The following is a 12,069-nucleotide window of genomic DNA, read 5'->3' as shown; positions in this document are numbered from 1 at the left end:
CGGGGCTACAGCGCGCGACCCACCCCGAGAAGTGAGGCGACTTCACCATGGGCGTCATCAAGGACATCCTCACGTTCCTGGCGAACAACGTCTTCGGCCAGGTCCCGATCCTGATCGGGCTCATCACGCTCGCCGGGCTGATCCTGCAGCGCAAACGGGCGGAGGACGTCGTCGCGGGCGCGCTGCGCGCCACGATCGGCGTGGTGATCCTGTTCATCGGCGTGGACGTGTTCACCGGCGGGCTCTCCAGCTTCCAGACGGTGCTGGCGAGCGCGATGGGCACCACGCCGCCGCACGCCGACCACTCGCTCACCGACTTCCTGTCCGAGCAGGGCGGGACGATCGCACTGGTGATCACGGTGGCGTTCCTCGTGCACGTGCTGATCGTGCGGCTGTTCCCCGCCGCGCGGTACCTGTACCTGACCGGGCACCTGATGTTCTGGGTCAGCACGGTGACCGTCGCGTCGCTGGTGACGATCGCGCCGGGCGCGAACCAGCTGACGCTGGTGCTGTGCGGCGCCGGGTTCGTCGCCGCGTACTGGACGCTGCAGCCGCTGTGGATGCGGCCGCTGATGCGCCGCGTCATGCCGGACGACCGGTTCGGGTACGCGCACACCAGCTCGCTGGCCTGCCTCATCACCGGCTACGCCGCCCGTCCGCTCGGCAGCCGGGACAAGCACGACACCGAGAAGCTGACGTTGCCCCGCCAGCTGTCGTTCTTCAAGGACGTGAACATCAGCACCGCGCTGATCATCTCGGTGATCATGCTGCTCGGGGTCGCGTTCGCCGACCACGGCGTGGTGGCCAAGGCCGCCGCCGAGATGGACGACAAGCTGTCCCCATGGGTGTGGGGGCTGCTGGTCGGGCTGCGGTTCGCGGGCGGCATCGCGATCCTGCTGTACGGGGTCCGGATGTTCCTCGGCGAGATCGTCCCGGCGTTCAAGGGCTTCAGCGACCGGGTCATCCCCGGCACCCGGCCCGCGCTGGACGCGCCGACCGTCTTCCCCGTCGCGCCGACCGCGGTCATGCTCGGGTTCGTGACGTCCACGGTGGTGTTCCTGATCTGCCTCGCGGTGTCCGCGGCGGCCGGCTGGTTCACCCTCGCCCCGCCCATGATCATGCTGTTCTTCGTCGGCGGCGCCGCCGGGCTGTTCGGCAACGTGGTGGCGGGCTGGCGCGGCGCCGTCCTCGGCGGGGTGATCTCCGGCCTGATCCTGGCGGTCGGCCAGGGCTTCACCTGGGGCCTGTACGAGAAGACGGCGCCGGAGCTGTCCACGCTCGCCGACCCCGACTGGTTCGCGATCGGGTGGCTGCTGAAGGCGACGGACCCGGTCATCGGCAAGGGGTCGGTGTGGCTCGTGCCCGTCATCGCGCTCGCCGCGACCGTGGTCACCCTGGTCCTGCTCGGCCGCGCCGAGAAGCGCCGCGCCGTCACCGAGGGCGAGCCCGCGGCCGCCGGCACCGCCGCCGCCAAGGCGTGAACGACCTGCAACGGAGGGAAACGGATATGGCACTGGACAGGCGGCTGGAGGTCCTCGCGGTGTGCGGGGTCGGGATGGGCTCCAGCCTGATGCTGAAGATGACCGCCGAGGACGCGCTGAGCTCGCTCGGCGTGGACGCCCGGGTGGAGAACACCGACGTGTCGTCCGCGCGGGGCATGTCCCCGGACGTGGTGATCGGGCAGGGCATGCACACCGGCGAGATCGCCGACCTCGCGCCCGTCGTCATCACGATCAGCGACTTCCTCGACAAGGACGGCCTCGCGGCGCAGCTGAAGGAGCGGCTGACCGAGCAGGGGTGGCTGCCGTGACCGTCATCGCCGCCAACGACGACGTCGCCGCCCGGGACTGGCGAGAGGCCGTCCGCGAGGCCGCCGCCGCGCTGGTCGCCGCGGGCGCCGCAGGCGAGGGCTATCCGGCCGCGTGCGAGCGCGTCGTCGAGGAGAACGGCCCGTACATCGTCCTGACCAAGGGCCTCGCGCTCGTCCACGCCCGCCCGGAGGACGGCGGCCTGGCCGTCGGGGTCGGCGTGACGCGGCTGGCCGCGCCGGTGGAGTTCGGGCATCCCGACAACGACCCGGTCGACCTGCTGCTGGCGTTCTGCACCCCGGACCCGGACGCGCACGTCGGCACGCTCGCCGCGCTCGCCCGGTCGCTGTCGGGCGGGCTCGCCGGCCGGCTGCGCGCCGCGCCCGGCCGCGAGGACCTGGCCCGCGCGCTCAAGGAGGCCGTGCCCGATGCCTGACGCAGCCCGGCTGCCGCTCCCCGGCCGGGTGCGGGCCCTGCTCGACGACCTCGACGCCGCGTCCGGCGAGGCGATCGGCGCGGCCGCCGCGCTGCTGCTCGACGCCGTCCAGGCGGGCGGGATCGTGCACGTCGCGGGGGCCGGGCACTCGCTGGTGATGGTGTGCGAGACGTTCTACCGGGCCGGCGGGCTCGCCGCCGTCCGCCCGATCTGGGCGCCCGACGTGCTCCCGCTGGACGACGCCGTGCGCAGCACCCGCGCCGAGCGGCGCACCGGCGTCGGCCGCGCCGTCGTCAAGGAGGCCGCGCCCGCCCCGCCGGACGTCGCCGTCGTGTTCTCCACCAGCGGCCGCAACCCGTACCCGGTGGAGATCGCCGCGGAGTGCGCGGCCCGGGACGTCCCGGTGGTCGCGGTGACCTCGGCCCGCGCCGCGGACGGCGCCGCCGCCCGGGCCGCGACGACGCTCGCCGACCACGCCGCGATCGTCGTGGACACCCGGGTGCCGCCCGGCGACGTCCTGCACCCGCCGGAGGCGCCGCGGACCGCCGCGGTCTCCACGATCCTCGCCGCCTACGCGTGGTCGCGGATCCTCGCCGACCTGGACGACCTCGCCGCCGCCCGCGGCGCGGACCCGCCCCGGTGGACGAGCGCGAACGTGCCGGGCGGCGACGAGCGGAACACCGCGCTCATCGAGCGCTACCGGCACCGCGTCCCCGAGCTGACCGGCGGCGAATGATCGCGTCTATGATGCGTGGCATAGCGGACCAGTTCAGGGGGAGCGCATGACCACCAGGCCGACCGAGGACGACCTTCTCGCCGTGTTCACCAAGGCGGACCTCGGCAACGACGAGCGGCTCGACCTGATGGAGTTCACGCTCGTCCTGGAGCATCTCGGGCTGTCGTGGACGCGCGCGGAGACGCAGGACAGGTTCGAGAAGGCCGACGCCAACCTCGACGGGTTCATCTCCTACGCCGAGTACCGGGCGATCCTCGAGGACCAGGGCTGGGCCTGAGCCCGGACGCGAACGCCTGAGCCCGGACGCGAACGGAACGGGCCCGCCGGACGCACCGGCGGGCCCGTTCCGTTCGCGCCGTCAGACCCGGCGGCCGCGCAGCTCGCGGTACCTGCGCACGAGCGCGGCGGTGGACGCGTCCGGCGCGTCCGTGGGCGGCTCCTCGGAGGTGAGCGCGGGCGCGAGGTCCTGCGCCATCACCTTGCCCAGCTCGACGCCCCACTGGTCGAAGGAGTCGATGCCCCAGATCGTCCCCTCGACGAACACGATGTGCTCGTAGAGGGCGACAAGCTCGCCGAGGGTCTTCGGGGTGAGCTTGGGGACCAGGATCGTGCTGGTCGGCCGGTTGCCCGGCATCACCTTGTGCGGCACGACCGCGGCCGGGGTCCCCTCGGCGGCGATCTCGTCGGCGGTCTTGCCGAACGCCAGCGCCGACGTCTGCGCGAGCAGGTTCGCGGTGAGCAGGTCGTGCATGCCCGCCCGGTCCTCGAACGGCTCGGCGAACCCGATGAAGTCCGCCGGGACGAGCCGGGTGCCCTGGTGCAGCAGCTGGTAGAAGGCGTGCTGGCCGTTGGTGCCGGGCTCGCCCCAGAAGATCTCGCCGGTCTGCGCGACGACGGGCGCGCCGTCGGCCCGCACCGACTTGCCGTTGGACTCCATCGTCAGCTGCTGCAGGTAGGCGGGGAAGCGCGCCAGCCGCTGGCTGTAGGGCAGCACCGCGCGGGTCTGCGCGCCGAAGAAGTCGGTGTACCAGACGCCGAGCAGGCCCATCAGGACCGGCATGTTCGCCTCGAACGGCGCGGTGCGGAAGTGCTCGTCGATCGCGCGGAAGCCGGCCAGCATCTCCCGGAAGCCCTCGCCGCCGATCGCGATCATCAGCGACAGGCCGATCGCGCCGTCGAAGGAGTAGCGGCCGCCGACCCAGTCCCAGAACCCGAACATGTTGTCGGTGTCGATGCCGAACTCCGCGACGCGCTCGGCGTTGGTCGACACCGCGACGAAGTGCCGCGAGACGGCCTTGGCGTCGCCGAGGGCGTCGATGAGCCACTGCCGCGCGACCTTGGCGTTGGTGAGCGTCTCCAGCGTGCCGAACGTCTTGGAGCTGATGACGAACAGCGTCTGCTCGGCGTCCAGCCCGGCGAGCTTGCCGAGGATGTCGGCCGGGTCGATGTTGGAGACGAACCGGCAGGAGATCCCCGCGTCCGCGTAGTCGTGCAGCGCCTCGTAGGCCATCGCGGGACCGAGGTCGGAGCCGCCGATGCCGATGTTGACGACGGTGGTGATGGGCTTGCCGCTGAAGCCCGTCCACTCCCCCGAGCGGACCCGTTCGGCGAACCGGGACATCTCGTCCAGGACGGCGTGCACGTCGGCGGCGACGTCCTGGCCGTCCACCGTCAGCGCCTCCCCCGGCGGCAGCCGCAGCGCGGTGTGCAGGACGGCGCGGTCCTCGCTGACGTTGATGTGCTCCCCGGAGAACATCGCCGCGATCCGGTCGCGCAGCCCGGCCCGCTCCGCCAGCGCCACCAGCAGCCGCAGCGTCTCCTCGGTCGCGCGGTGCTTGGAGTAGTCCAGGCAGAGGTCCCCGGCGGTCACGGTCATCCGCTCGACGCGTCCCGGGTCCCCGGCGAACAGCTCGCGCAGGTTCCGCCCCGCCAGCGCCGCCTGGTGCTCGGCCAGCGCCGTCCACTCGGGCGCCTCGGTGATATCAGCCATTGCCTCTCTCATCTCCTCGGCGGGACCGGGCGAGCGCCGACGGCCCCCGGGCGCTGCGCCGTCCCCCACGGCGATCATAGGTCGGCGGCGCGCGGCGCTCGCAACGCTCTCCCCAACCGCGGAGTGTTCCCACCCGGATGACCGGTTCGTCCTGCCGCGCGGATAAGGTCGGCGCGATAGCCTGCCGGACGGTCTCGGGAGGGTTCATGGGCGACGCCCCGCAGGGCATGACGCGGCTGTTCGACCTCACCGCGCTCGGCGGGGACGTCTTCGCGGCGGAATCTCCGCCGGTGGGGCGGCCCCGGCTGTTCGGCGGCCAGGTCGCCGCGCAGGCGCTGCGGGCCGCGTGCCGGACCGCGGACGGACGGCCGCCGCACTCGCTGCACGCCTACTTCATCAGGCCGGGCGCCCCCGAGAAGCCGCTGCGCTTCGAGGTGGCCCGCACCAGGGACGGCCGCTCGTTCTCCACCCGGCACGTCACCGCGAGCCAGGGCGGCAAGCCCCTCCTGGAGCTGATCGCCTCGTTCCACGGGCCGGAGGACGGCTACGACTGGCAGCGTCCGGGCCCGTCCGGGACGCCGGCCCCGGAGGACCTGCCGGCGCACTGGGTGCCGCCCGGGTTCTCCCGGCATCCGGACGGTTTCGAGGTCCGCGTGGTGGACCCGCCGGACGAGGACGGGTTCCCGGTGCCGCAGCCGTTCTGGATCCGGACGGACGGGCCGGTCGGCGACGATCCGGCGCTGCACGCCTGCCTGCTGGCCTACCTGTCCGACATGGGGATGGTGAGCAGCGCTCGCGCGCCCGGCTCGCCGAAGCGCCTCGCGACGGCCGTCACGCTGGACCACGCGATGTGGTTCCACCGCCCGCCGCGCGCGGACCGGTGGCTGCTGTTCTCGGCGGAACCGGTCACGAACCACGGTGCGCGGGGCCTCGCGCGCGGAACGCTCCACACGGCGGACGGCACGCTCGTCGCGTCCATCGCCCAAGAGGCCCTGCTGCGCCCCGCCACCGGCTGACCCCCCGAAAACCGCTGGGAAGCGGGGGCCGCGGAGCGTACCGTCACCGCCCATGGGGGCCCGCGCCAACTTCGTGCTGATCGATGCCAGCCGGGTGCGCCTGCACTACTCCCACTGGGGCGCCGACGTGGTGTGCTCGGCACTGGTCGCGGGCCCGGCCCCGGCCGCCCGGTTCATCGCCGCGCAGCACCGCTGCGACGACCCGGAGAACGACTGGCTGGACGACGTCTGGGCCGAGGGCGGCGCCGTCGTCGACCGCACCGCGCGGCGGCTGGTGTTCTACGGCGATCAGCTGATGCAGGACCTGCCGTGCAAGCGCGCGTTCCTGGCGCTGCTGGAGGCGACGTGGCCGGGCTGGACGGTCCGCTGGGCCTACGACGGCGCCGGCGACCTCGCCGCGGCGGCCGGTCTCGACCGGTCGGCCGTGCGCGAGCCCGATGAGGACGAGCGGTTCCTGCCGGACGAGACCATCGCCGAACTCGACGACGAGATCCATCTCCTCACCGTCCGGACGCCGGAGGGGTGCACCGCCTACCCGCTCGGGTGGTTCGTGCACACCGGCTGGCAGGGGCCCGCGCTGCTGGACCGGCTGCCCGCCGGAGGGCTCGCCCGGCTGGACCTGCCGGAGATCCCGGCCGGCGGTCTCCACGTGGACGCCGGCGCTCGGACGGCGGGCGTCTGGATCCGCGATTCCTGCACGGGCCTGGTGCCCGCGCTCGGCGGGCTGTGGCCGGGATGGCGCGTGGAGTTCTGGGAGGACCGCTACGAGGAGCAGCTCGTCCGCTGCGGCGGGACCGTCACCGCTCCGCGCGTCGACCTGGCCGCCGCTCTGGACGAGGTCGTCGCCGCGCTCGGCGCGCGGCGCGGCGACGACCCGGTACGGCGGATGCTGGACTTCGTCGACGAGGTCGCCGGGGACCGGCGGGTCGAGCTGAACCCGCGCTTCACCGCGCACCGTCCGGTGGACGCCTCCCCCGGCGAATGGGAGTCGGTGCTCCGTGCCGCCGCCGGCCTGCGCGCCCGGCCGGCGGCGGGAACGTGACGGAGCCCGGCGCGCGAGGCGGTCAGGCCTCGGCGGCGGCCAGGGCCGGGGCCGGCGCAGGGGCGGTCGCGGCGGCGGTCCCGGGACGGGCGCGGCGGACGCGGGCGAAGCCGTAGGCGGCGGCGAGCGCGACGGCCAGGCAGACGGTCCCGGCGAGCACGAGCGCGGTGCGGGGCCCGAGGGTGTCGCAGAGCGCGCCGAGCGCGGGGCCGCCGACCGCGCCGGACGCGGCGCCGACCATGCCCTGCGCGGCGATGACGCGGCCGCGCAGGTGGCCGGGGCTGTCCAGCTGGACGCGGGTGGCGACGGTGGTGTCCAGGACGACGGCGCCGGCCGCGATCGGCAGCATCGCGGCGCCGAACAGCGCCAGGTTCGGCGCGCCGCCGCTGAGCAGCTGGCCGACGGAGCAGATCGTCGCGGTGATCACCAGCAGCCGGATCGGGAGCCGGGCGCGGGACGCGGCGTACACGCCGCCGAGGACGGTCCCGACGGCGAACAGCACCGACAGGGCGCCGTAGCCGCCGGCGCCGCCGTGCAGCGGGCCCTGGCTCATCGCGGCCATGGTCACCTGGTAGTTGCGGCCGAGGCTGCCGAGCGCGAAGGCGAGCCCGAACATGATCAGCAGGCGGGGGTTGCCGAGCACGTACCGGAACCCGGCGACGATGCCGCGCTCCCCCGGCTTGGCGGGCGGCAGGACGTGCAGCTCCTTGGTGCGCATCAGCCCGATCGCGACGAGCACGCCGAGGAAGCTCACGGCGTTGGCGGCGAACGCGCCGGGGACTCCGGCGAGCGGGATGATCACGCCGGCGAGGCTCATGCCGAGGATCCGGCCGCCGGAGCTCAGCACCGAGCCGAGCGCCAGGCCGTTGGACAGGTCCTCGGGGCCGACGACCTCGGCGCCGAAGCGGCCGAGCGCGGGCGAGGTCATCGCGGTGACCATGCCGGACGCCAGCGAGATCGCGTAGAGGCCGCCGGTGCCGGACGGGTCGCCGGCGGCGATCACCGCGAGCACGGTGGACAGCGCCGCCTGCGCGATCTGCCCGGAGGCCACCACGTAGCGGGCGGGGAGCCGGTCGGCGATCACGCCGCCCCACGGGCCGAGCAGCATGGTGGGCAGGGCCTGCAGGACCAGGCCCAGCCCGACGCTGGTGGCCGAGTGGGTGATGGACAGGATGAGCCAGTTCATCGCGAGGACCTGCATCCACGTCCCGGTGATCGAGACGAAGTCCGCGGTGGCCCAGAGCCGGTAGTTGTGATGGCGCAGCGAGCGCAGCATCACCGGGATCGCCAAGGATCTCTCCCCTTCAAAGGCACTGTCAAAGGGGGTTAAACGCCACCGGCTCCATGGAACGTTCCGGTCAAGAGAAGTGTATGAGCCATGTCACGTTTGCCCAGGTCAGGACCTGGATAGGGCGAACTGGCCCGCAGCCCCGGCGCCGCCGGGGCTCGCGCGCGGCGCGGCCTTCCGGCGCCGTGTTTCCAGGGAGGGCGCACGGGCACGTCCCCGATGAACAGGCGGACACCCAGGGAGCATCCCGACATGACGACGATCGCCACCACCAATCCCGCGACCGGGGACGTGGAGAAGACCTTCGACGAGCTGGCCGACGAGGAGGTCGACCGGCGCCTCGCACGGGCCGCCGAGACGTTCGCCGCGTACCGCACGACCGACCTCGGGCGCCGCGCCGAATGGATGAACGCCGCCGCCCGGATCCTCGACGACGAGGCCGAGCAGATCGGCGCGATGCTCACCACCGAGATGGGCAAGACGCTCAAGGCGGCGATCGCGGAGGCGCGCAAGTGCGCGAAGGCGTGCCGGTACTACGCCGCGCACGCCGCGGAGTTCCTCGCCGACCGTCCCGCCGACCCCGAGGCGGTGGGCGCCCGGGACGCCTACGTCCACTACCAGCCGCTCGGGCCGGTGCTGGCCGTGATGCCGTGGAACTTCCCGCTCTGGCAGGTGATCCGCTTCGCCGCGCCGGGGCTGATGGCGGGCAACGTGGGCCTGCTGAAGCACTCCTCGAACGTCCCGCAGACGGCGCTGTTCCTGGAGGACCTGTTCCGCCGCGCCGGGTTCCCCGAGGGCGCGTTCCAGACGCTGCTGATCGGGTCGGCGAAGGTGGAGCGGGTGCTGCGCGATCCGCGGGTCAAGGCGGCCACGCTGACCGGCAGCGAGCCGGCGGGCCGGTCCGTCGCCGCGATCGCCGGCGACGAGATCAAGCCGACGGTGCTGGAGCTCGGCGGCAGCGATCCGTTCGTGGTGATGCCGTCGGCCGACATAGCGGCCGCGGCGGAGGCGGCGGCCACGTCCCGGTGCCTGAACAACGGGCAGAGCTGCATCTCCGCCAAGCGGTTCATCGTCGACCGCGGCTGCGCCGACGAGTTCGAGCGGCTGTTCGTGCAGAACATGCGGGCGCTGAAGGTGGGCGACCCGATGGACGACGGCACCGACGTCGGGCCCCTGGTCAGCGAGCAGGGCCGCGCCGACGTCGAGGAACTGGTCGCGGACGCGGTGGGCAAGGGCGCGACCGTGCTGTGCGGGGGCGAGCGCCCGGACCGTCCCGGCTGGTACTACCCGCCGACGGTGATCAGCGGGGTGACGCGGGACATGCGGATGTTCCACGAGGAGGTCTTCGGGCCGGTGGCGTCGCTGTTCCGGGTGGACGGGGCGCAGGAGGCCGTCGAGCTGGCCAACGCGACCGGGTTCGGCCTCGGGTCCAACGCCTGGACGCAAGACCCGGGCGAGCGAGAGCTGTTCGCCCGCGAGCTGGACGCCGGGCAGGTCTTCATCAACGGGATGACCACGTCCTACCCGGAGCTGCCGTTCGGCGGCGTCAAGCGGTCCGGGTACGGGCGCGAGCTGTCCGCGCAGGGCATGCACGCCTTCTGCAACGTCAAGACGGTCTGGGCGGCATGATCGCCACGCGCTAGGGTGACCGCGGAGGTGGGGGCGATGACGCACATCGAACCGGGCGCGGTGGTGGTCCGCGGGGACGAGGCCGAGACGATCGGGGACGTGCCCGCGGCGGTGCGGCTCCTCGCCGACTCCAGCACCACGGGCGGCGCGCTCAGCACGCAGCGGGTGACGCTGGCGGACGGCGGGAACGGGGCGACGCCCCACTACCACGCGGGATCCACCGAGCTGTTCTACATGCTGAGCGGCACCGCGCAGATCCTGGCCGGCGAGCAGGTGCTCGAGGCCGGCGAGGGCGACCTGGTCGTGGTGCCGCCGAGGATGGCGCACGCGTTCGCGGCCAAGCCCGGCAGCACCGCCGACCTGCTGATCGTCATCACGCCCGGCGTCGAGCGGTTCGACTACTTCCGGCTGCTCGGCCGCCTCGGCGCGGGCGAGGCGACCCTGGACGAGCTGCTGGAGTCGCAGGAGCGGTTCGACAACCACTTCCTCGACAGCCCCGAGTGGACCAAGGCCCGTCCCTGACGTCCTCGGGGCGCGCGGTCAGGCGCTCTTCGCGGCCTCGGCCTCGCGCCGCACCTCGTCCATGTCGAGGGCGCGGGCCTGCGCGATGAGATCCTCAAGGGCGTCCTCGGGCAGCGCGCCCGGCTGCGAGTACAGCACCACCCGGTCCCGGACGACCATCAGCGTCGGGATCGAGCTGATCTGGAAGGCCGCCGCGAGGTCCTGCTCGGCCTCGGTGTCGACCTTGGCGAACACCACGTCGGGGTGCTTCTCCGACACCCGCTCGTACACGGGGGCGAACTGCCGGCACGGCCCGCACCAGGACGCCCAGAAGTCGACCAGGACCATGCCGTCCCCGCCGACGGTCTCGTCGAACGTCTCGCGCGTCAGGGCCTTCGTTGCCATTACCGTTCTCCTCTCCGGGTCCTTACAGCTACGGCAACACCCGCCCCGGCACGGCGATTCCCCCACCGCCGCGCGCGCCCCTCGCGGCCCGGCGATTACGACCGCACGGGCTTGTCAGGGCGCCGTGTAAGCGAGACGAAATCGGTGTTCATTACGGTCCAGGACGAGGCTCATCCCGTCCTGGAAGGCGGCTCATGTCGGGTACAGGAGTCCTTGTCAGAGCGAACGGCGCGGACACCACCGCTCCGGGCGGGCCGGGCGCCCGCGAGGGCGCGGTGCGGTCCGCCGTCCGTTTCGAGGTGCTCGGGCCGGTCCGGGCCCGCGGCGCCGCCGGGCCCGTCCGGCTCGGCACCCCCAAGGCGCGCGGGCTGCTGGCCGCGCTGCTGTGCGGCGCGAACCGGCCCGTGGCGCTGGAGACGCTGGTCGACGCCCTGTGGGGCGAGGGGCCCCCGAAGTCGGCGACCAAGAACATCCAGTCGTACGTGCACCGGCTGCGCCGCGCGCTCGGCGACCCGGACCGCATCGCGCGGACCGGGCCGGGCTACCTGCTGCGGGTGCGGCCCGGCGAGCTGGACGCGCACGCCTTCGAGCGGCTCGTCCGGGAGGGCGGCGCGGCGGCCCGGGAGGGCGACGACGCGCGGGCGGCCCGGCTGCTGCGGGAGGCGGCCGCCGCGTGGCGCGGCGACGACGCCTACGCCTGCGTCCCGGACGTCCCGCTGGTGCGGGCCGAGGCGCAGCGGCTCGCCGAGGCCCGGTTCGCGGCGCTGCGCGACCGGATCGACGCGGAGCTGCGGCTCGGCCTGCACGCGGCGCTGGTGCCGGAGCTGTCCGCGCTGACCGCGCGGCACCCGCTGCGCGAGGAGCTGTGGGAGCGGCTGATGACGGCGCTGTACCGGTCCGGGCGGCAGGCCGACGCGCTGCGCGCCTTCCGCGGCGCCCGCCGCGTCCTCGCCGAGGAGGCCGGGCTCGACCCGGGCCCGGGCCTGCGGGAGCTGCAGCGGGCGATCCTCGCGGGCGACCCGGCGCTCGCGCCGCCGGTGCGCCCGTCGGAGGTGCTCGAACGGTTCATGCGCGCGCTGGACGCCGACCTGCCCGCGGAGGACGCCGAGCGGGCCGCGCTGTGCCACAGCATCGTCGCCGGGCGCAGGCTCATCGCCGCGCTCGACGACGCGGCGGGCGAGCTGCTGCGCGCTCTGGACTCCCGCTGACGCGTCCGCC

At 73.9% G+C, this 12,069-nt stretch carries 13 protein-coding genes; 10 read left to right on the top strand and 3 right to left on the bottom strand.

Annotation, left to right across the window (positions count from 1 at the left end; translation table 11 throughout):
- The first annotated feature begins 47 nt into the window (after positions 1-47).
- From ulaA to J4709_RS24700, 5 genes are read left to right on the top strand one after another with little or no spacing between them, the layout of a single operon-like run.
- Positions 48-1,481 carry a PTS ascorbate transporter subunit IIC gene (ulaA, locus tag J4709_RS24720; protein WP_208244181.1) on the top strand — a complete coding sequence of 478 codons (1,434 nt, stop codon included), beginning with the start codon at positions 48-50 and terminating at the stop codon, positions 1,479-1,481.
- A gap of 26 nt (positions 1,482-1,507) precedes the next feature.
- Positions 1,508-1,810, top strand: a complete 303-nt coding sequence (locus tag J4709_RS24715; protein ID WP_173092523.1) for a PTS sugar transporter subunit IIB — start codon at positions 1,508-1,510, stop codon at positions 1,808-1,810.
- Positions 1,807-2,244: a PTS sugar transporter subunit IIA gene (locus J4709_RS24710; RefSeq protein ID WP_208244180.1), complete on the top strand. Its 438-nt coding sequence runs from the start codon at positions 1,807-1,809 to the stop codon at positions 2,242-2,244. The genes J4709_RS24715 and J4709_RS24710 overlap by 4 nt, the downstream gene beginning before the upstream one ends.
- Positions 2,237-2,980: a sugar isomerase domain-containing protein gene (locus J4709_RS24705; protein WP_208244179.1), complete on the top strand. Its 744-nt coding sequence runs from the start codon at positions 2,237-2,239 to the stop codon at positions 2,978-2,980. The genes J4709_RS24710 and J4709_RS24705 overlap by 8 nt, the downstream gene beginning before the upstream one ends.
- A 46-nt stretch (positions 2,981-3,026) precedes the next feature.
- Positions 3,027-3,257, top strand: a complete 231-nt coding sequence (locus tag J4709_RS24700) for an EF-hand domain-containing protein (RefSeq protein WP_208244178.1) — start codon at positions 3,027-3,029, stop codon at positions 3,255-3,257.
- A gap of 81 nt (positions 3,258-3,338) precedes the next feature.
- Here the strand turns inward: J4709_RS24700 and pgi are convergent, their stop codons facing one another.
- Complete coding sequence (pgi, locus tag J4709_RS24695) at positions 3,339-4,970, bottom strand: glucose-6-phosphate isomerase (RefSeq protein ID WP_232383998.1); 1,632 nt, start codon at positions 4,968-4,970, stop codon at positions 3,339-3,341.
- Between the two features lie 206 nt (positions 4,971-5,176).
- On the opposite strand from pgi, the gene J4709_RS24690 reads away from it, so the two are divergent.
- Complete coding sequence (locus tag J4709_RS24690; RefSeq protein WP_208244176.1) at positions 5,177-5,986, top strand: acyl-CoA thioesterase; 810 nt, start codon at positions 5,177-5,179, stop codon at positions 5,984-5,986.
- Between the two features lie 52 nt (positions 5,987-6,038).
- A complete protein-coding gene (locus J4709_RS24685) occupies positions 6,039-7,028 on the top strand; it encodes a hypothetical protein (protein WP_208244175.1) in 990 nt (329 codons plus the stop codon).
- A gap of 22 nt (positions 7,029-7,050) precedes the next feature.
- Here the strand turns inward: J4709_RS24685 and J4709_RS24680 are convergent, their stop codons facing one another.
- Positions 7,051-8,319: an MFS transporter gene (locus tag J4709_RS24680; protein WP_208244174.1), complete on the bottom strand. Its 1,269-nt coding sequence runs from the start codon at positions 8,317-8,319 to the stop codon at positions 7,051-7,053.
- A 249-nt stretch (positions 8,320-8,568) separates the two neighbouring features.
- Between J4709_RS24680 and J4709_RS24675 the strand changes: the two genes are divergently transcribed.
- Both J4709_RS24675 and J4709_RS24670 read left to right on the top strand, forming a co-directional pair.
- Entirely contained in the window at positions 8,569-9,945 is a 1,377-nt protein-coding gene (locus J4709_RS24675; RefSeq protein ID WP_208244173.1) for an NADP-dependent succinic semialdehyde dehydrogenase, read from the top strand.
- 36 nt (positions 9,946-9,981) lie between these two features.
- Complete coding sequence (locus J4709_RS24670; RefSeq protein WP_208244172.1) at positions 9,982-10,467, top strand: cupin domain-containing protein; 486 nt, start codon at positions 9,982-9,984, stop codon at positions 10,465-10,467.
- Between the two features lie 18 nt (positions 10,468-10,485).
- Here J4709_RS24670 and trxA read toward each other — a convergent pair whose 3' ends face one another.
- Positions 10,486-10,851 (bottom strand): thioredoxin, encoded by a 366-nt coding sequence (trxA, locus tag J4709_RS24665; protein ID WP_208244171.1) that lies wholly within the window; start codon positions 10,849-10,851, stop codon positions 10,486-10,488.
- 194 nt (positions 10,852-11,045) lie between these two features.
- Here trxA and J4709_RS24660 point away from each other — a divergent pair, with 194 nt between their 5' ends.
- Positions 11,046-12,059 (top strand): AfsR/SARP family transcriptional regulator, encoded by a 1,014-nt coding sequence (locus J4709_RS24660; protein ID WP_208244170.1) that lies wholly within the window; start codon positions 11,046-11,048, stop codon positions 12,057-12,059.
- The last annotated feature ends 10 nt before the right edge of the window (positions 12,060-12,069 follow it).

The organism is Actinomadura violacea, assembly GCF_017573465.1.
GTDB classification, from domain to species: domain Bacteria; phylum Actinomycetota; class Actinomycetes; order Streptosporangiales; family Streptosporangiaceae; genus Spirillospora; species Spirillospora violacea.
The sequence above is the reverse complement of the archived record's forward strand: the minus strand, read 5'-3'. Positions and strand labels throughout refer to the sequence as shown.